This is a genomic window from Ruegeria sp. CDSA033 (assembly GCF_059612305.1).
On record NZ_JBXWQI010000005.1, the window covers coordinates 16081 to 35396 of the forward strand.

At 58.8% G+C, this 19316-nt stretch carries 21 protein-coding genes; 12 read left to right on the plus strand and 9 right to left on the minus strand.

Going from position 1 to position 19316, the window contains the following annotated elements; translation table 11 throughout:
• The first annotated feature begins 69 nt into the window (after nucleotides 1-69).
• The 4 genes from AC2FLA_RS08475 to AC2FLA_RS08490 all read left to right on the plus strand — a co-directional run bounded on the left by AC2FLA_RS08475 (nucleotide 70) and on the right by AC2FLA_RS08490 (nucleotide 3283).
• Nucleotides 70-951: a DMT family transporter gene (locus tag AC2FLA_RS08475; RefSeq protein WP_496721634.1), complete on the plus strand. Its 882-nt coding sequence runs from the start codon at nucleotides 70-72 to the stop codon at nucleotides 949-951.
• 145 nt (nucleotides 952-1096) lie between these two features.
• The gene (gene eno, locus AC2FLA_RS08480; protein ID WP_496721635.1) at nucleotides 1097-2374 is read left to right on the plus strand and encodes a phosphopyruvate hydratase; all 1278 of its coding nucleotides are present in this window, start codon (nucleotides 1097-1099) and stop codon (nucleotides 2372-2374) included.
• Nucleotides 2375-2424: 50 nt separating this feature from the next.
• Nucleotides 2425-2964: a GNAT family N-acetyltransferase gene (locus AC2FLA_RS08485; protein ID WP_496721636.1), complete on the plus strand. Its 540-nt coding sequence runs from the start codon at nucleotides 2425-2427 to the stop codon at nucleotides 2962-2964.
• A gap of 151 nt (nucleotides 2965-3115) precedes the next feature.
• A complete protein-coding gene (locus AC2FLA_RS08490; RefSeq protein WP_496721637.1) occupies nucleotides 3116-3283 on the plus strand; it encodes a hypothetical protein in 168 nt (55 codons plus the stop codon).
• Nucleotides 3284-3331: 48 nt separating this feature from the next.
• On the opposite strand, the gene AC2FLA_RS08495 is transcribed toward AC2FLA_RS08490, so the two are convergent.
• The 3 genes from AC2FLA_RS08495 to mazG form a co-directional block, all read right to left on the minus strand.
• Nucleotides 3332-3781, minus strand: coding sequence for a GNAT family N-acetyltransferase (locus tag AC2FLA_RS08495; protein WP_496721638.1), 450 nt, complete (start codon nucleotides 3779-3781; stop codon nucleotides 3332-3334).
• The gene (locus tag AC2FLA_RS08500) at nucleotides 3778-4719 is read right to left on the minus strand and encodes a nucleoside hydrolase (protein WP_496721639.1); all 942 of its coding nucleotides are present in this window, start codon (nucleotides 4717-4719) and stop codon (nucleotides 3778-3780) included. Before AC2FLA_RS08500 ends, AC2FLA_RS08495 begins: the two co-directional genes overlap by 4 nt.
• Nucleotides 4720-4782: 63 nt before the next feature.
• Nucleotides 4783-5640 (minus strand): nucleoside triphosphate pyrophosphohydrolase, encoded by an 858-nt coding sequence (gene mazG, locus AC2FLA_RS08505; RefSeq protein ID WP_496721868.1) that lies wholly within the window; start codon nucleotides 5638-5640, stop codon nucleotides 4783-4785.
• 66 nt (nucleotides 5641-5706) lie between these two features.
• Between mazG and AC2FLA_RS08510 the strand changes: the two genes are divergently transcribed.
• The 5 genes from AC2FLA_RS08510 (at nucleotide 5707) to AC2FLA_RS08530 (ending at nucleotide 9724) form a co-directional block, all read left to right on the plus strand.
• Nucleotides 5707-6870, plus strand: coding sequence for a M20 aminoacylase family protein (locus AC2FLA_RS08510; RefSeq protein WP_496721640.1), 1164 nt, complete (start codon nucleotides 5707-5709; stop codon nucleotides 6868-6870).
• A gap of 12 nt (nucleotides 6871-6882) precedes the next feature.
• Nucleotides 6883-7851: an agmatinase gene (gene speB, locus AC2FLA_RS08515; protein WP_496721641.1), complete on the plus strand. Its 969-nt coding sequence runs from the start codon at nucleotides 6883-6885 to the stop codon at nucleotides 7849-7851.
• 62 nt (nucleotides 7852-7913) lie between these two features.
• Nucleotides 7914-8861, plus strand: a complete 948-nt coding sequence (gene speB / locus AC2FLA_RS08520; RefSeq protein ID WP_496721642.1) for an agmatinase — start codon at nucleotides 7914-7916, stop codon at nucleotides 8859-8861.
• 65 nt (nucleotides 8862-8926) lie between these two features.
• Nucleotides 8927-9340 (plus strand): DUF1499 domain-containing protein, encoded by a 414-nt coding sequence (locus AC2FLA_RS08525; protein ID WP_496721643.1) that lies wholly within the window; start codon nucleotides 8927-8929, stop codon nucleotides 9338-9340.
• A gap of 36 nt (nucleotides 9341-9376) precedes the next feature.
• Nucleotides 9377-9724: a DUF6404 family protein gene (locus tag AC2FLA_RS08530; RefSeq protein ID WP_496721644.1), complete on the plus strand. Its 348-nt coding sequence runs from the start codon at nucleotides 9377-9379 to the stop codon at nucleotides 9722-9724.
• Between the two features lie 4 nt (nucleotides 9725-9728).
• Here the strand turns inward: AC2FLA_RS08530 and AC2FLA_RS08535 are convergent, their stop codons facing one another.
• Nucleotides 9729-10016, minus strand: coding sequence for a hypothetical protein (locus AC2FLA_RS08535; protein ID WP_496721645.1), 288 nt, complete (start codon nucleotides 10014-10016; stop codon nucleotides 9729-9731).
• 63 nt (nucleotides 10017-10079) lie between these two features.
• Here AC2FLA_RS08535 and prfA point away from each other — a divergent pair, with 63 nt between their 5' ends.
• The 3 genes from prfA to AC2FLA_RS08550 all read left to right on the plus strand — a co-directional run bounded on the left by prfA (nucleotide 10080) and on the right by AC2FLA_RS08550 (nucleotide 12811).
• Nucleotides 10080-11135: a peptide chain release factor 1 gene (gene prfA, locus AC2FLA_RS08540; protein ID WP_058277596.1), complete on the plus strand. Its 1056-nt coding sequence runs from the start codon at nucleotides 10080-10082 to the stop codon at nucleotides 11133-11135.
• Nucleotides 11132-11977 carry a peptide chain release factor N(5)-glutamine methyltransferase gene (gene prmC / locus AC2FLA_RS08545; protein WP_496721646.1) on the plus strand — a complete coding sequence of 282 codons (846 nt, stop codon included), beginning with the start codon at nucleotides 11132-11134 and terminating at the stop codon, nucleotides 11975-11977. The genes prfA and prmC overlap by 4 nt, the downstream gene beginning before the upstream one ends.
• A 237-nt stretch (nucleotides 11978-12214) precedes the next feature.
• Nucleotides 12215-12811 (plus strand): DUF4167 domain-containing protein, encoded by a 597-nt coding sequence (locus tag AC2FLA_RS08550; protein WP_496721647.1) that lies wholly within the window; start codon nucleotides 12215-12217, stop codon nucleotides 12809-12811.
• A 60-nt stretch (nucleotides 12812-12871) separates the two neighbouring features.
• Here AC2FLA_RS08550 and rsmA read toward each other — a convergent pair whose 3' ends face one another.
• The 5 genes from rsmA to lptG all read right to left on the minus strand — a co-directional run bounded on the left by rsmA (nucleotide 12872) and on the right by lptG (nucleotide 19267).
• A complete protein-coding gene (gene rsmA / locus AC2FLA_RS08555) occupies nucleotides 12872-13714 on the minus strand; it encodes a 16S rRNA (adenine(1518)-N(6)/adenine(1519)-N(6))-dimethyltransferase RsmA (RefSeq protein WP_496721648.1) in 843 nt (280 codons plus the stop codon).
• Nucleotides 13715-13798: 84 nt separating this feature from the next.
• Nucleotides 13799-14764: a 4-hydroxythreonine-4-phosphate dehydrogenase PdxA gene (pdxA, locus tag AC2FLA_RS08560; protein ID WP_496721649.1), complete on the minus strand. Its 966-nt coding sequence runs from the start codon at nucleotides 14762-14764 to the stop codon at nucleotides 13799-13801.
• On the minus strand, nucleotides 14761-16014 hold the full coding sequence (locus AC2FLA_RS08565; RefSeq protein ID WP_496721650.1) for a peptidylprolyl isomerase: 1254 nt from the start codon (nucleotides 16012-16014) through the stop codon (nucleotides 14761-14763). The genes pdxA and AC2FLA_RS08565 overlap by 4 nt, the downstream gene beginning before the upstream one ends.
• On the minus strand, nucleotides 16005-18167 hold the full coding sequence (locus tag AC2FLA_RS08570; RefSeq protein WP_496721651.1) for an LPS-assembly protein LptD: 2163 nt from the start codon (nucleotides 18165-18167) through the stop codon (nucleotides 16005-16007). Before AC2FLA_RS08570 ends, AC2FLA_RS08565 begins: the two co-directional genes overlap by 10 nt.
• Complete coding sequence (gene lptG / locus AC2FLA_RS08575; protein WP_109311707.1) at nucleotides 18167-19267, minus strand: LPS export ABC transporter permease LptG; 1101 nt, start codon at nucleotides 19265-19267, stop codon at nucleotides 18167-18169. The genes AC2FLA_RS08570 and lptG overlap by 1 nt, the downstream gene beginning before the upstream one ends.
• Nucleotides 19268-19316: the final 49 nt, after the last annotated feature.

Genomic DNA, 19316 nt, shown 5'->3' on the forward strand with positions numbered 1-19316 from the left:
GTCGCGGATGATACGGTTTTGCTGACTTAAGGTCGCGGAATTTCCCGCGCCATCTCAACGGACACGCGTATGAACAACGTACACGGCATCTTGCTGATCATCGGATCGATGGCGGCCTTCGCGCTTGAGGACATGTTCATTAAGCATCTGTCGATCACTGTACCTACGGGTCAGATCATGATCGCCTTGGGTCTGGTCTGCGGGCTGGTGTTCGTACTGATGTCATTGGCCACGCGTAAACGCATCTTTGATCCGGAGGCGTGGAAAGGTCTGCCGCTGGCGCGGGCAGGGACCGAGGCGGTAGGAGCCCTGACCTTTGTTACCGCGCTGTCGCTAGTTGAGCTATCCACCGTTGCTGCCGTCTTTCAGGCGATGCCGCTGGCCGTGACTATGGGGGCGGCACTGTTTTTGGGCGAGCAGGTCGGTTGGCGACGTTGGAGCGCCATCGGAATAGGCTTTATTGGTGTCTTGATGATTATTCGCCCGGGTTTGGAAGGGTTTCAGCCCGAGTCGCTGTTCGTTGTCGCGACCGTAATTGCGATCGCCGCGCGTGATCTGATTACACGCAAACTGGACGTCCGTGTGGCCTCGTCCGTTGTTGCCATGCAGGCCTACATGGCCGTTGCCCTTGCCGGGGTGGTTCTGATGGTGTTTCTGGCTCAGCCAGTTGTTCCACTGCAATCCACGCAAGTAGGTCCGTATCTGGGGGCAATCGGCTTTGGCGTCCTGGGATATTACGGCATCGTGACGGCCATGCGGATCGGTGAGGCCTCGGCCCTGACACCTTTCCGGTACAGCCGGCTCGTGTTTTCCATCGCGGCAGGGATGCTGATGTTTGGCGAACGGCCCGATCTGATGACGGTGGCTGGTGCCGCGTTGATCCTCGGATCGGGCATGTACACCTTTATCCGCGAACGCCGGCTGGCGCGTGCAATGGCGGTTGCGGCCTGACGGATCGTCGCACGTTGGCGCAAACACGTGGCTGTTAGCCCTAAACCCCCATGAATATAACCGTTAGCGGTAACATCGCTGGTTTACTTTTGGCCCGGTGATGTTATGAGGCATGCAACCAAATGCAGCCACAGGGACGGGCCTCATGAGCACCATCATCGACATCCACGCACGCGAAATCCTGGACAGCCGGGGCAATCCAACCGTCGAAGTGGACGTGATTCTGGAAGACGGCACCATGGGCCGCGCTGCTGTGCCTTCGGGTGCGTCAACCGGTGCGTATGAGGCGGTGGAAAAGCGTGACGGTGACAAGTCGCGCTATATGGGTAAAGGCGTGCTTGAAGCTGTCGCCGCTGTGAACGGTGAGATCGCCGAAGAACTGGTCGGCTATGACGCGACCGAACAGGTGGCCATCGACGGCGCGATGATCGAACTGGACGGGACCGAGAATAAGAGCCGTCTGGGCGCCAACGCCATTTTGGGTGTCTCACTGGCCACGGCAAAGGCCGCAGCAGATTTCACCACGCAGCCTCTGTATCGCTACGTTGGCGGCACCTCAGCCCGCGTCTTGCCGGTACCGATGATGAACATCATCAACGGCGGCGAACATGCCGACAACCCGATCGACATTCAGGAATTCATGATCATGCCGACCTCGGCCGCGAATATCCGCGAAGCCGTGCGCATGGGCTCGGAAGTGTTCCACACGCTGAAGAAAGAACTGTCCGCCGCCGGTCTAAACACTGGTATCGGTGATGAGGGTGGATTTGCCCCCAATATCGCCAGTTCGCGCGAGGCGCTGGATTTCATCCTGAAGTCCATCGAAAAAGCGGGCTACAAACCGGGCGAGGAAATCCACCTTGCGCTGGATTGTGCCGCAACCGAATACTTCAAAGACGGCAAATACGTGCTGGCGGGCGAGGGAATCTCTCTGAGCTCGGACGAGAACGCGGCTTACCTGGCGGCGTTGGTCAATGACTACCCGATCATTTCCATCGAAGATGGTATGTCTGAGGATGACTGGGATGGCTGGAAAGCTCTGACCGACATGATCGGCGACAAGGTGCAGCTGGTGGGCGATGACCTGTTCGTGACCAACCCCGTGCGCCTGGCCGAAGGGATCGAGCGCGGCTGCGCGAACTCGATGCTGGTCAAGGTGAACCAGATCGGATCGCTGACTGAAACACTGCGCGCCGTCGATATGGCGCACCGTGCACGGTATACCAACGTCATGTCGCACCGCTCGGGCGAAACCGAGGATGCGACCATTGCCGATCTGGCAGTCGCGACCAATTGCGGTCAGATCAAAACCGGCTCGCTGGCGCGGTCGGACCGGTTGGCCAAGTACAACCAGCTGATCCGTATCGAGGAATCGCTGGGTGAAGTTGCTGAATACGCGGGCGCGTCGATCCTTCGCAACTGACGCCATTAATGCTAAGCTGATCCTCTGGTTTTTTGTTCGAGGATCGTGTTTTGCTTAAAGTTATCGAAGCTGAAACGCCGGACCACTTTGATGAGGTTCGGCGTTTGTGTTGGGAATATCGCGATTTCCTGCTGACGCTGGACGCCAAGTCCGTGCGCGTTGTAAAAACCTTTTATCCCCGCGACATTTATGCCCGGCTGATGGACGAGATCGAAGTCGAACACGCCCCACCGGGCGGTGGTGTGCGGCTGGTACTAAAGGATGGACATGCCGTTGGGTGCGGAATGTTCCGGACAATCGGGCCGGGCATTGCCGAAATTAAACGGGTGTTTGTAAATGACGCCGCACGAGGGACGGGGGCAGGATATGCGGTTATGATGTCCTTGATTGAACAGTGCCGTGAACAGGGGTTTGACTGCATTCGCATGGACACGGGCAAACCATTGGTATCGGCAACGCGTCTGTACCTGTCGATGGGATTCCAACTGCGCGACGCATATTCCGAGATTCCGGAGATCGCGAAAGACACGTTATTGTTTTTTGAGATGCCTTTGTCCGGTGCTCAGGCGGAAAACTCGCAAATCGAGTGATTTTTTTTCAAAGTCTTACGTGTTGTTATCACTTGTAAAAATCAAACTTGTTAGAAAAACACCTACATAAATTCAATTTTGTGTGAACTTTTACCTATTTGTCTGATCCCGGTGTCTCGTAATGTGCCTGCATTACAGAAAGGGAAACGACATGACTGGTTCGAAAATCCTTCTCGTAGCTTCAGTGATCAGCACTGTATTTTTGGCGGCCTGTGCGGGGCCGGGCACTTATCCGATCACCGGGGATGCGGTGTCCGCAAGTGACCCGGTTTTGGCAATGGAATCGCCGTCGTACATGTATCGCGGTGAAGCCCGCTAGGGCCTTCTCGGGGGGACGGGCGGCGACGCCCGTAAGTATCTGACCGTTTTAGAGCTTTCGGCTCATCAAGAAATAGCGATCGCGCGGTTGGAAGCCAGTGCGCAAGTACAGCTTATGCGCGGCCTCGTTTGTGCGATCGACTTCCAGGTGAAGGGCGGTCAGACCGGCCTCGGCCAGAGCCTTGGGCAGGTCCAGCAGCACTTCGGTGGCGATGCCACGGCCGCGCACGGCCGGGCGGATGTAGATTTCGTCTATGAAACCGTCCATGCCGCCGAACTCGACCGACCAGCCGAACGTCAGGATGGCATAGCCCAGCGGCGCACGTCCTGGACCGATCAGATAGACGCAACCGTGGGGAATACCCTCTAGCAAGGGGGTCAGAGCATTGCGGGTCTGGTCCATGTCCTGCGCGATCCCGGCTTCGGTGTGGAACGCAGTTACGAGGCTCATCAGGCGGTCCAGATCTTCGGGGCGCGCAAGGCGAAGTGCGGCGCTCATAGCCGGGCCAGCCGTTCGGTCAGCAGGGCAAAGAAGCCGTCAGCGTCGATTTCCCCAATGAACATCGCGTTGGGCGGATGGTCTGTCACGCGCCACCAATCAGCGACGGTCATACCCATCGTCAGTTCGGACTTCGTTTCGATCTGAACATTGATGTGTCGGCCAGAAAACAGTTCGGGCCGGATCAGATAGGCGGTCACGCACGGGTCGTGCAGCGGCGCGCCTTCCGAGCCGTATTTCTCTATATCGAAACGTTCGAAGAAATCCGTCATCTCGGCCACGGCGTGCCCGACCTTACTGTCGAGGGCGCGGAAGGCGTCATTGCGATGTTTCGTGACCAGCGCATCGTGGGTCACGTCTAGCGGCATAACGACGACATGAACGCCGGATTTGAACACGATATCAGCGGCTTCCGGGTCAACATAGATGTTGAATTCCGCCGCCGGAGTGATGTTGCCGACCTCAAAATAGGCCCCGCCCATCAGAACGATTTCCTGGACCCGGTCGACAATATCTGGCGCCTTTTGAAAGGCGGATGCGATATTCGTCAGCGGGCCGAGCGGGCAAAGTGTGACGGTTCCCGGCTCATGTGCGAGCAGGGTGTCGATGATGAAGTCGACCGCGTGCCCGTCGGCCAGTGGCATTTCCGGATCAGGCAGGACGGGACCGTCTAGGCCGGTCTTGCCGTGCACATGTTCCGCAGTGACCAGAGGGCGGTTTAGCGGGCGGTCACACCCGGCATAAACAGGGATATGCGTTTGGCCGGCCAGTTCACAGACGATCCGCGCATTCTTGGCCGTCAGTTCCAGCGGCACGTTCCCGGCAACGGCGGTAATGCCCAGAACATCAATCTCTTCCGGGCTTGCCAATGCCAGCAAGATGGCGACTGCGTCGTCCTGCCCGGGATCGGTGTCGATGATGATCTTGCGCGGTGCCATGCTTTGCCTCCCGGGTATTGAAGCGCGGACACTCGCAAGTGTCACCACGCTTGTCCAGCGGTTTCAGACCTCGGTCGTCGCACTTACCGGCGGGAGTTTGCCATTGGCGCGGTGCTCTTCAATTTTGACCTCGTCCCATAGCGCATCCATTTCTTCGAGATCGCTTTGAGATGGTGTTTTCCCGCGCGCAGCCAGCCGCGCCTCGACCTGCTCAAACCGGCGTGTGAACTTGGCGTTGGTGCGGCGCAGGGCGGCCTCAGGCTCGATGCCCAGATGACGGCCCAGATTGACCATCACGAACAGCAGATCGCCGAATTCATCCTCCAGCGCGTCGGCGTCCTTGGCATTGCGCGCCTCCTCCAGCTCTGCAGCCTCTTCCGTGATTTTGGCCAACACATGGCTGGCATCGGGCCAGTCGAATCCCACGCGGGCCGCGCGTTTCTGCAGCTTGTGCGCGCGCAACAGGGCAGGCAGGTTGGCCGCGACACCATCCAGCGCGCCTTTCTGTTCCTTGCCCGCGCGCTCTGCCGCCTTGATGGTTTCCCAATCCACAGTCTGCTGGTCCGCTGATTTATCGCGGGATTCATCGCCAAATACATGCGGGTGACGGTCGACCATCTTGTCCGACATGGTCCGCACCACGTCCTGAAAGGTGAAATGCCCGGCTTCTTCGGCCATTTGTGCGTGAAAAACCGACTGGAACAGCAGGTCGCCCAGCTCACCTTTCAGCTCATCATAGGCTTCGCGCTCGATGGCATCGGCGACCTCATAGGCCTCTTCGATCGTGTAGGGGGCGATGGTGGCAAAATCCTGTTCGATATCCCACGGGCAGCCCGTTTGCGGGTCACGCAGGCGGCGCATGATTTCCAGCAGGCGCTCGATACCCGCTTCGCTGTCGTGGATCAGAGGATTTTCGGCCATTGCGAACCCTTTCGTTCCGGTGTCAGATGCATCCATTCCGCAGTCCCGATCAGGAGTCCACCCCAGATGCCCGTCGTCAACCGAATTGCCGATTACTCAGCCGATATGGCCGCATGGCGCAAACACTTGCATTCGATCCCCGAGCTTGAGTTCGAATGCTATGAAACGGCGGCATTTGTTGCGGACCGTCTGCGCGAATTCGGAGTGGACGAGCTGCACGAAGGTATTGCCAAGACCGGGATCGTCGCGATCATCAGTGGGCGGGGTGAGGGGCCTACGATTGGTCTGCGGGCCGATATGGACGCGCTGCCGATCCCCGAGGAAACGGGTGTCGAATACGCCTCGACCAATCCGGGCAAGATGCACGCCTGCGGTCATGACGGGCACACCACGATGCTGCTTGGCGCGGCGCGCTATCTGGCCGAGACACGGAATTTTCGCGGCCGTGTCGCGCTGATCTTTCAGCCAGCCGAAGAAGAGGGCGGTGGTGCCGGTGTCATGGTCGAAGAGGGCATCATGGATCGGTTCGACATCTCTCAGGTCTACGCGCTGCATAATGCGCCGAACCTGCCCATAGGCGCATTTCACACCACTCCGGGGCCGATCATGGCGGCGGTGGATACGTTCGAGATTCATATTCAGGGCGTTGGTGGTCACGGGGCCATGCCGCATGAAGCCCGCGACCCGGTGATGGCGGCTTGTGGTATCGCGCAGGCGATCCAGACGATTGTCAGCCGCAACAACTATGCGCTGGACGACCTGGTCGTCTCGGTCACGCAAATCCACACCGGGACGGTGAACAACGTGATCCCCGATACGGCCTTCATCAACGGTACAGTCCGGACATTCGACCCAAACGTTCAGCAGATGGTGATCGAGAGGATGGAGCAAATCGTACAGGGGCAGGCGACCTCATACGGAGTCGAGGCGCGGCTGGATTACGAGAAGAACTACCCAGCCACGATCAACGATGGCGAAAAGGCCGGATTTGCCGCCGAGGTGGCCCGCGACGTGTCCGGGGCCGAGCGTGTGGTCGGCAACATGGGGCGCGAAATGGGGGCCGAGGATTTCTCGTACATGCTGCAATCGCGCCCCGGCGCTTATCTGTTTCTGGGGCAGGGCGAGAGCGCCGGACTGCACCATCCGAAATACAATTTCAACGACGAGATCGCGCCGGTCGGCGCATCGTTCTTTGCACGGATCGTCGAAAAGGCGCAGCCGCTGGGCTGACGGGGGGAAGACATGGCACTGGAAGACGCAAAGAACCAGGTGGACGAGGCATTCACCAATCCTGATCTTAAGGGGTTGTCCAACGAGAACACCTTTGGCGGTGCGACATCGTTCCTGCGCCGTCTGTATACCAAAGATCTGAAAGGAGTGGATATCGCTGTCACAGGCGTACCCTTTGATCAGGCGGTGACGAACCGTCCCGGTACCCGTCTGGGGCCGCGAGCAATCCGAGAGGCCAGTGCGCTTCAATCTCCGGATGCCCCATACGGGTGGCCGTTCGATGCGCTCAGCGAGTTGGCGATCGTGGATTATGGCGACATGGCCTATGATTACGCCAATATCCCGGCCTTTCCCGACACACTGACCGACCACATCCGCACTATTTTGGCCGCTGATGTGTCTTCGGTCACGTTAGGCGGGGACCACTATATCAGCTTCCCGATCCTCAAGGCATATGCCGAGAAATACGGGCCGGTGTCTCTGCTGCAATTCGATGCGCATACCGATACCTGGGCCGATGACGACATGTCCCGCGTGGATCACGGGACGATGTTCTACAAGGCGGTGAAATCCGGCATCGTGGACCCGAAACGCTCGGTTCAGGTTGGTATCCGCACGACCAACGAGGATACTCTGGGCGTCAACATCATCGACGCGCGCGAAGTCTACGAATCCGGCCCCGCCGCCGTGGCGAAAAAGATCAAAGGTATTTTGGGCGACAGCCCGGTCTATCTGAGCTTTGACATCGACGGCCTGGACCCGGCCTTTGCCCCCGGCACCGGCACGCCCGTTTGGGGCGGACTGAGTTCCATTCAGGCGCAGATCATCCTGCGCGACATTGCCGGGATTAACATCAAAGGCGGGGACGTGGTCGAAGTGTCGCCGCCCTACGACACGTCAGGTGCCACGGCCATTGCAGGTGCTCATGTGGCGACTCAGATCATTTGCCTGCTGGGGTGGAACAAGCTGGTGCAGGATTAACCTTTGGTTAGCCATCTTTCCGGTATTTGATTAACCAAAAGCCGGACGGGAGAAATACGGGCATGACAGACTTTAACCAACCGATCAGTGGCAATGATCTGGCGCGGTTTTCGGGGCCGAACACATTCATGCGGTTGCCGCAGGTAGACTCGCTGGCGGGTCTGGATGTGGCCGTGCTGGGTATCCCGATGGACATCGGCGCTTCTTGGCGGTCCGGTACGCGGTTTGGACCGAAACAGATCCGCAGCGAAAGTGCGATGATCCGGCCCTATAACATGGCCAATTCGGCCGCTCCGTTCGACAGCCTGCAGATCGCGGATATCGGGGATCTGGCGATCAATACGTTCTCGCTGGCCGACAGCCTGAAGATCATCAAGGAAAGCTACGATTCAATTCTCGATCAGGCGGTGATCCCCGTTGCGATGGGCGGCGACCATTCGATCACGCTGCCGATTTTGCGCGCCATTGCGGCCAAGCACGGGCCGGTCGCCCTGGTGCATGTGGATGCTCATGCCGACGTGAATGAAGAGATGTTTGGCGAGCGTGAAACCCACGGCACCGTCTTCCGCCGCGCCTATGAGGAAAAGCTGATCGTCCCGGACAAGACCTTTCAGATCGGTATCCGGGGTTCGGGTTACGCGGCCAGCGACTTTACTGAGGCGCGGGACTGGGGCTTTCGCCAATTCCCGGCGTGGGAGCTGTGGCAGCAGAACCTGACCGAGATCGGCTCGCAAATCCGGAAAACGATCGGCGACCACCCGGTTTATATCACCTATGACATCGACAGCCTGGACCCAGCTTACGCCCCCGGCACCGGCACGCCCGAGATCGGAGGGCTGACCACGCCGCAAGCGCTGCAACTGATCCATGCGCTGGCGGGCGTGAACGTGGTCGGGTGCGATCTGGTCGAAGTGTCCCCGCCTTATGATCCCAGCGGCAACACGGCGTTGACGGCGGCAAACCTGCTGTTCGAGCTGCTGTGCATCCTACCCGGAGTGACGTCACGATAGTTCGCCTTGCGCCTTGCCTGCCCAGGCGATGCAAGTAGTGTCCCGGAAAAAATGGGTTTGGGACAATGAAAACGATGTTGTGGCTGATTTGTGGTTTGATTGTAGCTTCGGTGGCTGTGTTGGCGGCCTATATCCGACTGGCGCCTTCTGACCCCGGAGAGTGGCACGTGGCCCCCGAAGCCGAAGTGGATCGCGACCTTGAAGGGGGCGTGCTCCGAGTTGTTGAAACCGGCCCCGAAGGTCTGGCTCGCTTTGACGCCATCGCGCGCGTGGCACCCCGCACCAGTGTGTTGGCCGGTTCGGTTGACGAAGGGATGATTACCTATATCACCCGCACCAAAACCGTCGGCTTTCCGGACTATACGACCGTGCAGCAGGACGGAGATGTCTTGCGCATCTACGCGCGCCTCAGATTTGGAGAATCAGATCTTGGGGTGAACAAGGCCCGGGTTGATGAGTGGTTGGCTGTACTGCAATAGGTTGAAAATGGGCGCTAAAATGCCCAGATAAGTAGTATGAATGACTACGAGAGAAGGTTCCAACTTTCGATCGCGGAATTGGAAGTTGCTGGCTGGCAAAAACCTGGAAAATTACCTCCAGACATTCGCGTTTTAAGGCGTGTTGGCTTTGAGCCGAGGCCGTTCGTTTATAGAAGCAGAGCCTCGCGCGTGATTTATGCCTTGCTCTTCTTTGGCGCTGGTTGGGGGCTGGGCATGTACATTGTAAGCACTGCGGCACAATGTAGAATTTCTGGGCTGCTTTTTGCGTCAATATTGTTTGGCGTAGGTATGGCTCTATTTTGCGAATTCGGAATTTGGCGGAGCCGCAAAAAGCACAAGTTAAGCCGTTGGGAAGACTTGTAAGCGACTAACCTGAAATGTGGCTTGCTTTTGGATCAGAAGGGTCAGGCCAAATGCTTAACCTCGACGACAAGCACCCCTCCTGCACCTCGCGCCACATCGGTACGTTCAGAGACATCTGGCATTGCGCCATGAACATGCGGCCGTCGACCTGCAGGCAGATCATCTCGCCCAGTTCGACGCGGGTTCCCGATTTGTCGGTGCAATAGCAGTCCTGAACCTTGCCGCCGGGGCCGACCACATCGGCCAGGGCGGGTGTTACGAACAACATTAAAACCAGTATCAACCGTTTCATGGGCAATAACCTAGCACACGGACGGGCCTTGACCAAAGCCCCGGATTGATAGACACCGCCGGGATGATCCCCGAAGAACGACTTGAACAGATAACCCAGCGATTCCAGTACCTCGAAGCGGCCATGGCAGATGGTGCCTCGGGTGGGGATATTGCGGCCTTGGCCAAAGAGTATTCCGACCTCAAACCGGTTGTAGATCAGATCATGGCGTGGCGTCAGCTGGTCGCCGATCTGGCCGAGGCCGAGGCGATGCTGGCCGACCCAGACATGAAAGAACTGGCGGAAGAAGAAATTCCGGCGTTGAAGACCCGCATCCCCGAATCCGAACACGCCTTGCAGCTTGCGTTGTTGCCCCGTGATGCGGCGGATGCGCGTCCGGCGATGCTGGAAATCCGCCCCGGAACTGGCGGCGATGAGGCCGCGCTGTTCGCCGGGGACCTTCTGCGCATGTACCAGCGCTATTCCGAAGCGCGGGGATGGAAGTTTGAGATCATCGAAGAACAGGCCTCGGACCTGGGTGGGATCAAAGAGGTCGTGGCCCACATCAAGGGTGAGAACGTGTTTGCCCGGATGAAATACGAATCCGGCGTGCACCGGGTGCAACGCGTGCCGGAAACGGAAAGCGGCGGGCGCATTCATACTTCCGCTGCGACGGTCGCGGTTTTGCCCGAGGCCGAGGATGTGGATATCCAGATCGACGCCAATGATATTCGCATCGACACCATGCGCAGTTCAGGCGCGGGGGGGCAGCACGTGAACACAACCGACTCGGCGGTTCGGATTACCCACCTGCCGACGGGGATCGTTGTAACAAGCTCGGAGAAATCGCAACACCGCAACCGCGAGATTGCGATGCAGGTGCTCAAAACCCGGCTGTATGATCAGGAACGCCAGCGGATCGACAGTGAACGTTCGGCGGACCGGGCTAGCCAGGTGGGGTCGGGGGATCGATCCGAACGGATCAGAACCTACAATTTCCCGCAGGGGCGCATGACCGATCACCGCATCAATCTGACGCTTTATAAGCTGGATCAGGTGATGCAGGGCGATCTGGACGAAGTGATCGACGCGTTGACAGCTGACGATCAGGCGCGGCTGCTGGCCGATATGGCGCAATGATCGCCGCGTTGACAGCAGCACAGGCGATGGTCGCAGCCACGGCGCGATTGCGGGCAGCTGGCGTGGCAGACCCGGCGCGGGATGCGCGGGTTCTGCTTGCCCATGCGGCGCGGATCGAAGCCAGCCGGGTCACTCTGATTGCGCCCGAAGAGCTGTCTCCTGAGGTTGCAGAGCGCTATGATCAGTTGATCTCGCTGCGTGCGGTGCGTGTTCCGGTGTCACACCTGTTGGGCGAGCGCGAGTTTTATGGCAGACGGTTCCGCGTCAGTCGCGATGTGCTGGACCCACGGCCGGAAACCGAAGCGCTGATCGAAGCCGCGCTCAGTGAACCGTTCGATCATGTTTTGGATCTCGGTGTAGGCTCAGGTTGTATTCTGATCACGTTGCTGGCTGAACGGGCCAGCGCCTCAGGCGTGGGTTCGGACCTGAGCGAGGCCGCCTGCCTGCAGGCCAGTGCAAATGCAGTGCAACATCAGGTACAGAGCCGGGTGGAAATCCTGCAATCGGACTGGTTTCAGAATATTGACGGCCAGTTTGATCTGATCGTTTCGAACCCGCCCTACATTTCACTACAAGAAATGGCCGACCTTTCACCAGAAGTACGCGTGCATGAACCGCGCATGGCGTTGACGGACGAAGGGGACGGGCTGGGCGCTTATCGCCGTATCGCGGCGGGTGCGCCGGACTATCTGCTACCGGGCGGTCGTCTGCTGGTGGAAATCGGGCCAACACAGGGGCAAAACGTCGCGGCTTTGTTCGAGTCGGCGGGTTTGACAGCCACACGGATCGTTCCCGATCTGGACGGCCGCGATCGCGTCGTTTTTGCCAAAATGCCGCATTAATGCGGCGACCTGAGGCCGAAATACGCCGATTAATGTAAAAAAGCTGCGAATTTTTGGACAACCCCCTTGTCTGTACGCACAGGACGTGTTTACTCATCACCAGTCGGAGGGCTGACGCTGGTTCAGCGGGCCCCGGACGCCAAGCCCAAAATAGTCGACATCGCGTCACAGCTAAGCTTTTGAGCAGTGCAGGATGCGAGATGATCGACAGCGAATGACAAGGCTGACGTAAAGTAAATGAGATCTTCCAAATCCCGCTCTCGGGTCAAGAATAACCGCAACCGTCCTTCTGGGGGCAATGTCGTAAACCGGGTTTTTGACAGCTCGGGTCCCGAAGGCAAGGTGCGCGGTACGCCCCAGCAGATTATCGACAAATATAATCAGTTGGCGCGCGACGCCCAACTGTCCAATGACCGTGTGGCCGCTGAGAACTTTCAGCAGCACGCAGAACACTATCTGCGTCTGCTGAGCGAGGCACAGCGCGAAATGGAAGCGCGACGCGAAGAGCAAGACCGCCAGAACCGCGAGCGTCAAGCAGAGCGGGATCGTGAACGCGCCGAGCGCCAGGAGCGCGAAGCTGCCGCCCGTCAGTCGGACCCGGCCGAAGCGCCGCAACCGGACGTGATGGATTTCACACCCGAGGCAGCCACCCCGGAATCCGGTTTGGTTGAGACCCCGGAGAGCAAGGATGCTGCTGCTGCGGCGGCTGCCGAAGCACCGGCGAAAAAAGAAAAAGCACCGCGTCGCCCGCGTACGCGTAAGCCAAAGCCCGCGCCAGAGGGGGCAGAGGACGCGCCGACAAGCAACGGTGATGCACCGGAAGCGGCTGAGTAATTTCCGCCTTATCGTTCAAAAAAAGCCCCGGAGTTTGCTCCGGGGCTTTTTCTTTGGGTATTAGCTTTTCTGAACTTCTCGGGCCAGCGCGCAGAACGCTTCGAGCGGGACTTGTTCGGCGCGCTCTGTTGGTTGAATCCCAGCCGCGAGCAGGCGGTCCTCGATATCCGGCGTCACGCCTTTTAGCGATGCGCGCAGCATCTTGCGACGCTGGTTGAAGGCTGCGGCCACGACGCGCGACAAAACCCGGGCATCCGCCGGATAGCGCGGTTCGGGCAGGGCCGTCAGGTGCACAACAGCGCTTGAGACCTTTGGTGGCGGCGTGAAAGCCCCGGGCGGCAGGGACATCGCAATGCGCGCCTCGGCCCGCCATTGGGCAAGGATCGCAAGGCGGCCATAGGCTTTGCCTCCGGGTTGGGCAACGATGCGTTCAGCGACTTCGCGTTGGAACATCAGCGTCAGGCTTTGCCAGAACGGCGGCCATTCGGGCGGGGTCAGCCAGCGCACCAGTAATTCGGTGCCAACGTTATACGGCAGGTTCGCCGTGATGCGGATCGGCGGGGTCAGATGCGCCAGCGGATCGATTTCCAAGGCGTCGCCGTTGATGACCTCAAGACGACCCGGATAAGCAGCAGCGATGTCGTTCAGGGCAGCGATGCAGCGAGTGTCTTTTTCGACCGCAACGACCTTGCGCGCACCTTCGGATAACAGGCCACGGGTCAGACCACCGGGGCCGGGTCCGATTTCCAGCACGTCGCATTCCGTCAGATCGCCCGCCTGCCGTGCGATCTTGGCCGTTAGGTTGAGGTCCAGCAGAAAGTTCTGCCCCAGCGATTTACGCGCCGAGAGTTGATGTGTCGCGATAACCTCGCGCAGAGGGGGAAGCGTGTCGATTGAACTCATGATCCGATTACCGTGGCGCGTGTCCGGGGGGGAACGCCAGTGATTTTTTGCCTCCGGCGGGGATATTTTCAGCCAAGTGAAGGATCAAGCGCTTTGTGCCATCCGTTGGGCTAGTTTCAGCGCCTCGATCAGGCTGGTGGGGTTTGCTATGCCCTGTCCGGCGATATCCAGTGCCGTGCCGTGATCGGGTGAGGTGCGAATGAAAGGCAGGCCAAGGGTCACGTTGACGCCACGGTCGAAGTCGAGCGTCTTGATCGGGATCAGTGCCTGATCGTGATACATGGCAATTGCGGCGTCATATCGGGCGCGGGCGGCAGCGTGGAACATCGTGTCCGCCGGGTGTGGGCCGGTAACCGTACAGGTATCGCCCGGCAAATCAGATATCAGAGGGGCGATCCAGTCCAGTTCTTCATGCCCCATTTTACCGCCTTCGCCCGCATGCGGGTTGAGGCCTGCAATGGCGATGCGGGGATGGGGGATACCAAACTGTCTGCGCAGGCCTTCAGCGGTAATGGCGATGGTTTCGCGCAGCAGATCGGGGGTAAGCTCGGATGGGACGCGCGACAGCGGGATGTGGATCGTTGCGGGCACCACGCGAAACTGATCGCTGGCCAACATCATCACGACGCGTTTGCGCCCGGCTAGAGCGGCTAGAAATTCGGTATGACCGGGATAGGCGAACCCGGCCCCGTCGATCAGGGCCTTTTTGTGGATCGGTGCAGTGCACAGCGCCGATGCGGCACCGGATTGAACCAGGGAAACACAGGTTTCGATTGCGTCGATCACACTGGGCGCATTGGACGGGTCCGGTTGGCCTGCTGCGTTTGACGCGGGAAAATTCAGTTGCAGAACAGGTAGGGCAGTCGCGCAGATATCATTGGCCTGCGCCGGATCGCTGATCCGCTGCGTGGGCGTGCCTGCGGGCAGATGTGCCGCATCCCCGATATAGAAAAACGGGCAGTTCGCGCGCAGTTCAGACCATGCCTTGGCGGCGATTTCAGGGCCAATGCCAGCAGGATCGCCACAGCTTAGCGCGATAGGCGCGGTCATTGCTCGATAATCGTCGCGTCGGCGCGGAGCTGTTCAACCAGACTTTCGGCAAAGGCCTGCAGACGCTGTTGCGTCAGGGCGTTGGCCACATCCACACGCGTGGTGTCTTCGCCCCGGTCCAATGTGCGTGTACATAGCATCAGGAACTTCAGAGTCTGGCCGTTGTTTCCCGTCAGCGTCGTGGAAACTTCGTTCAGGTCCAGCTTGGACAGCTCAAGCGCCACGTCGCGGGGGATCTCGGACGGGCTGGCTTCGACACGTTGCAGTACCCCGGCAGGTTGATCCTTGGCGATGCCATAGAGGTCGTCGCAGTTATCAATCTGTTCGCGCAGTTTGGCCGCCTTGGCCAGAGTTTCGGCGCTGCGACCGCCGGCCATGTTGTAAATCGCGTAGTCGATCTTGGAGTAACGCGGCGTGCTGGAGCTTACTTCGCGCAATCCGCGCAACTGGAACAGCGCGATGGCATTGGGCAACGACAAAGGCTGCGTGATGTCGCCTGATTTGAGACCCAGAATCACAGGTTGCAGGGCAGGGGGCAAGTCTGTCAGGTTCAGCCATTCCAGACGCCCGCCGTCATCGCGTGTGCCAGCAGCTGAATACTGCGTGGCGGCAGAAGAAAACGCATCGAAACCTTCAACCTGAGCAATCTCTTCGGCCAGCAATTCGGCCTGGGCTAAGGTCTGCGGCGTGACCGGAATGATTATTTCCGACAACAGAACCTGAAGCCCGCCGCTCCCGGCCTGTCCTAAAGCCCGGTTGATCTCGTCGTCGCTCGGCCTGGCTTGCGACAGAAAACGCGAACTGACGTAATCGCGCCACGACAGCTGATCAGCGACGAAATCCCGTACGGTTTCGGGGGAAACGCCGGATTCGCCCAGCAATTGCAGGAAATCATCGGTCGAAAGGCGGCCACGGGCTGCGAATTCATCAATGCCCACCTGAATATCTTCTGGTGCAACTTCGATTCCTGCGTCGCGCATGGCCTGTTTGCGAAGTCGTTCGTCGATCAGCGCGTCGCGGACTTCGTCCTCGGTGGCGCCAGGAGCACCCAGAACGGTCAGGAATTGCTGGCGTTGCTGAAGTTCGTACCAGGTGACAATGTCCTGGTTAACCTTGATCGCAGGTGAAAACAGGCTCTGGGCCTGGCTGTGACCAGTGGACAGGGCCAGCAAAGCGGCAGCCAGTGCCGGTGCAACCGGTTTTAACCAACCGGAACGGACTAATCGCGAGAAACGTGAAATCAACTGCATCTTCTCTTGTACTGTTGGCCGCCACCCTCGACGGAGTAACCTGTCAGGGCAACGGTAAACCCGAATTCTGTCGAAGGCTCAATACTTGATGATGAGGTAAATCGCCTGCTGACGGTCATGTTAACTTTTACACACTCATTCTGGTAGGTAACGCCCAACCCATATCGGATCGGTTCGGATTCGCTGAGGTCATAGCGCGCATAGGCCTGTGTCAGCCAATTCTGGTCAACAAGGTAACGCCCATTCATCCAGATTTCGGATATCTCGTCATTCGCATTTTCTGCCGGATCCTTTTCCTGCCACACATAACTGCCGGTTAGGCCGACATTTGGCTTGTTCCAGCCTGCGCGCACCTCGGCCTTGGCAAAGCTGAAATCACCATTTAACAGGCCGCGACCCGCCAAAGACCAGCCATTGGCGGTTTGCAACTGACCGGCCAACAACACGTCGGAGGCGGTGCCCTGTAGGCCCGACGTTAGGTTGAAGTTGGGGTCAGCGGTCGAGCGGAAGACCTGTCCGACAGTGGCAAGCGCGCGCCAGCCATTTGCGGCATAGCGTGCCCAATTGACCCCAAACACCGCCGTCGCGCCGTCTTCGCGACGATCCGGGGCCGGAAAGCGTGACAGGGACAACAGGTTCCCCTGGTCGAATTCCTGAAAGGTGCTTTCGTCATTGGGAACGTCCTGATCTGTCACGTTCGTCCAACCGACTTGCGCGATGGGTTCAAGCACCTGCGTGGCGCCTGACTTTTCCCGACGAGTCATCGGATAACGCAGCGTGAGTGCGGCGCGGGGGGCCGCGCGGGTCACCTGGTCAGGAAACTGGCTGTCATCTCGGATGTCAAAGATATCCACCGATGTCCCGAACCGGGCATCAGCCCTGAGGCCCGATGCGAAAATCCAGCTGCGCATCCAGTCCGCATCGAACGTGGCACGCGCGACATCGCGGCCAACGATATCCTGATCGCTGGTACGTGTGTGATTGTGGGCCACAAAGCCCAAGCGAACTTCACCGCCGACAGAGGTTGGGAAGTAGCGTTTCTGAAAATACAGGTCGAAGATCCGCGATGGGATCACTTCCTCATTTTCGCTGTCTCGCAGGGATTTGTAGTGGATAAAACTGGTGCGGAAGGCGGTATCGCGTTTGATCCGCTCAAGCGCGATTTCGCTGCGCAACCGGTCAAAATCAGGCAGGCCATAGTCCGCGAGATAAGCGTTATCCGAGGTCGTCTTCACATCAAACAAAAGGCGGAAGTCGTTGTTCAGGAAGAAATAACCGTTGGCAAAGAGATAGCCCCGATCCTCGTTTTCCTGCAGGTCGTCGCGGGTGAAAGCGCCGTTCAGCTCAATCCGGCCGCGTTTGAATGCCTGGCGATAGCGATAGCCCAGTGTTCTTGTTTTCCCCGAGATATAAGGGGTTAGCGTCAGGTCCTTGTGGTCGCCAAGCTTAAAGAAATACGGCACCTGCACGCCGGTTCCCAGCTGCGACGTAGTGCGAATCGACGGAACAAGGAAGCCTGTCGCGCGGTCCAGTGTCGGGTCGGGCAGGCGCAGATAGGGGAAGTAGAAAACCGGGAAATCCAGTATCCGGAACTGCGCCCCTTCGAAATACAATTGGCGTTCCAACTGGTCATGCGTGACTTTGCGGGCGCGGATTTGCCACAGCGGCGGTTTGCCATTGGCGCAGACATGGCAGGACGTGGCCGAAACCTTGCTGAACTGTGTATAACGCCCCCCAGCGCGCGCAGCCTGAACCGAGGCGATCTGAACCTGCTGATCGAATACCATGCGGGCACCGATCAGCAGACCGTTCATGATCCCGTCATCCAGTTCGGCGGAATCAGCCAGCAACGTGGTTGCCCCGCCCTGATCAATGCGCACTGGGCCTTCCAGCGACAGATTGCCGGTTTCGCGGTCATAGGTGATGCGCGTGGCCGTGACCTTGACGTCGCCCTGAAAGGCTTCGACATTCCCCTCGGCCACCAGATTACGCTCGGGTGTGATAAAGATCCGGTCGGCCACCAGGAGGGCAGGCTGATCCTCTTGCGTGGCACCCTGTGCAGCACCGGCAGCGGGTTGAGATTGCGCGAATGCGCCCACGGGCAGGGTCAGTGCGACTGCACCGGACAGAAACAAACTGGCAATAAGCCGCATCAGCCGTCCTCCGCATGAAGCAAAAGGCCGAGGGACAGTAGAATGGCTGCGAAAGGCGGGGCCCAGGCCGCGACTAAGATAGGCAATTGACCGTTTTCCCCCAGAATTTGGGCAAAGTTGCGAATGAAGTAGATACCAAAGCCCAGCAGGACGGCGGTCAGAACCGCGATCCCGGTGCCGCCAAATCGCACGTGGCGCATAGTGAAGGCCGCGCCGATCAGGACCATCGACATCAGAAACAGAGGGCGAGCCAGTTGGACCTGCAACCAGACCTCATATTGCTTGGTCGAAAACCCGGCTTCGCGCAGGTCGCGGATTAGTTCCGGCAGGTCATAGACCGATACGGAATCCTGATCGCCAAGCGTGTCCAGAATTCGCTGGCGTGTCAGCGATGTGGGAACCTCAAGTCGGACATGTTCAACGGCGTGGGTTTCCGGATTCACACCGCCTTCAAGCGCCCAGATTTTGGCATTGGTCAGGACCCACGTACCGTTCTCCAGATCGGCCTGGTCGGCCACGATCTGCTGGGTCGGTGTGCCGTCCGGGGCGAAGGTAATGATCGTCACCTGATTAAGGGTGAACCTGTCGCCGTTAGATGTGTCTTGGGCGTGGATCACGGATTGGCCATCGGCCGATCCCTGCCGCAACCAAAGACCATCTGCGCTGATCGACAGCGTGGATCCGCCGTTGTTTTTGTAGGATTCGGCAAGCTGTTTGTATTCTTCCGACGTGGCGGCTGCGATGGGGTTCAGCATGCCAACCGCCAGTGCGCCGATGATCAGGGCGATCACCACAGGGGCCAACAGGGCGCGGATGCCTGAACGACCAGTGGCGCGGGTCACAACCAGTTCCGAACTGCGGGCCAGACCGATAAACAATGCGATCGTGGAGAGGATGACCAGCAGCGGCAGCATTTCGCTGATCGCGGCAGGCGTATTCAGCAACGTCAACTGCAACAGCTGACCGAAGGACAGGTTTGCATCGTCAAAGCGGCGCACCTGTTCGATCAAGTCGATCAGAATCATCAGCGTCAGGAAAATGCTGCCTATGACCAGGAAACTTTGAATGAATCGGCGGGCGAAGTAGCGGTCGAGGATCACGAAGGAACTCCTGCCGAAAAGACGCGCAAACAGCCTTTGGTCGGGTGCA

Coding starts and splice junctions, on each gene's coding strand:
- AC2FLA_RS08565 (WP_496721650.1), bottom strand. CDS start 16,014: ATGCAGTTGATTTCACGTTTCTCGCGATTAGTCCGTTCCGGTTGGTTA.
- AC2FLA_RS08570 (WP_496721651.1), bottom strand. CDS start 18,167: ATGCGGCTTATTGCCAGTTTGTTTCTGTCCGGTGCAGTCGCACTGACC.
- AC2FLA_RS08535 (WP_496721645.1), bottom strand. CDS start 10,016: ATGAAACGGTTGATACTGGTTTTAATGTTGTTCGTAACACCCGCCCTG.
- AC2FLA_RS08495 (WP_496721638.1), bottom strand. CDS start 3,781: ATGAGCGCCGCACTTCGCCTTGCGCGCCCCGAAGATCTGGACCGCCTG.
- mazG (WP_496721868.1), bottom strand. CDS start 5,640: ATGGCCGAAAATCCTCTGATCCACGACAGCGAAGCGGGTATCGAGCGC.
- AC2FLA_RS08525 (WP_496721643.1), top strand. CDS start 8,927: ATGAAAACGATGTTGTGGCTGATTTGTGGTTTGATTGTAGCTTCGGTG.
- AC2FLA_RS08530 (WP_496721644.1), top strand. CDS start 9,377: ATGAATGACTACGAGAGAAGGTTCCAACTTTCGATCGCGGAATTGGAA.
- prfA (WP_058277596.1), top strand. CDS start 10,080: ATGATCCCCGAAGAACGACTTGAACAGATAACCCAGCGATTCCAGTAC.
- eno (WP_496721635.1), top strand. CDS start 1,097: ATGAGCACCATCATCGACATCCACGCACGCGAAATCCTGGACAGCCGG.
- AC2FLA_RS08550 (WP_496721647.1), top strand. CDS start 12,215: ATGAGATCTTCCAAATCCCGCTCTCGGGTCAAGAATAACCGCAACCGT.
- speB (WP_496721641.1), top strand. CDS start 6,883: ATGGCACTGGAAGACGCAAAGAACCAGGTGGACGAGGCATTCACCAAT.
- prmC (WP_496721646.1), top strand. CDS start 11,132: ATGATCGCCGCGTTGACAGCAGCACAGGCGATGGTCGCAGCCACGGCG.
- AC2FLA_RS08490 (WP_496721637.1), top strand. CDS start 3,116: ATGACTGGTTCGAAAATCCTTCTCGTAGCTTCAGTGATCAGCACTGTA.
- speB (WP_496721642.1), top strand. CDS start 7,914: ATGACAGACTTTAACCAACCGATCAGTGGCAATGATCTGGCGCGGTTT.
- rsmA (WP_496721648.1), bottom strand. CDS start 13,714: ATGAGTTCAATCGACACGCTTCCCCCTCTGCGCGAGGTTATCGCGACA.
- AC2FLA_RS08510 (WP_496721640.1), top strand. CDS start 5,707: ATGCCCGTCGTCAACCGAATTGCCGATTACTCAGCCGATATGGCCGCA.
- AC2FLA_RS08475 (WP_496721634.1), top strand. CDS start 70: ATGAACAACGTACACGGCATCTTGCTGATCATCGGATCGATGGCGGCC.
- pdxA (WP_496721649.1), bottom strand. CDS start 14,764: ATGACCGCGCCTATCGCGCTAAGCTGTGGCGATCCTGCTGGCATTGGC.
- AC2FLA_RS08500 (WP_496721639.1), bottom strand. CDS start 4,719: ATGGCACCGCGCAAGATCATCATCGACACCGATCCCGGGCAGGACGAC.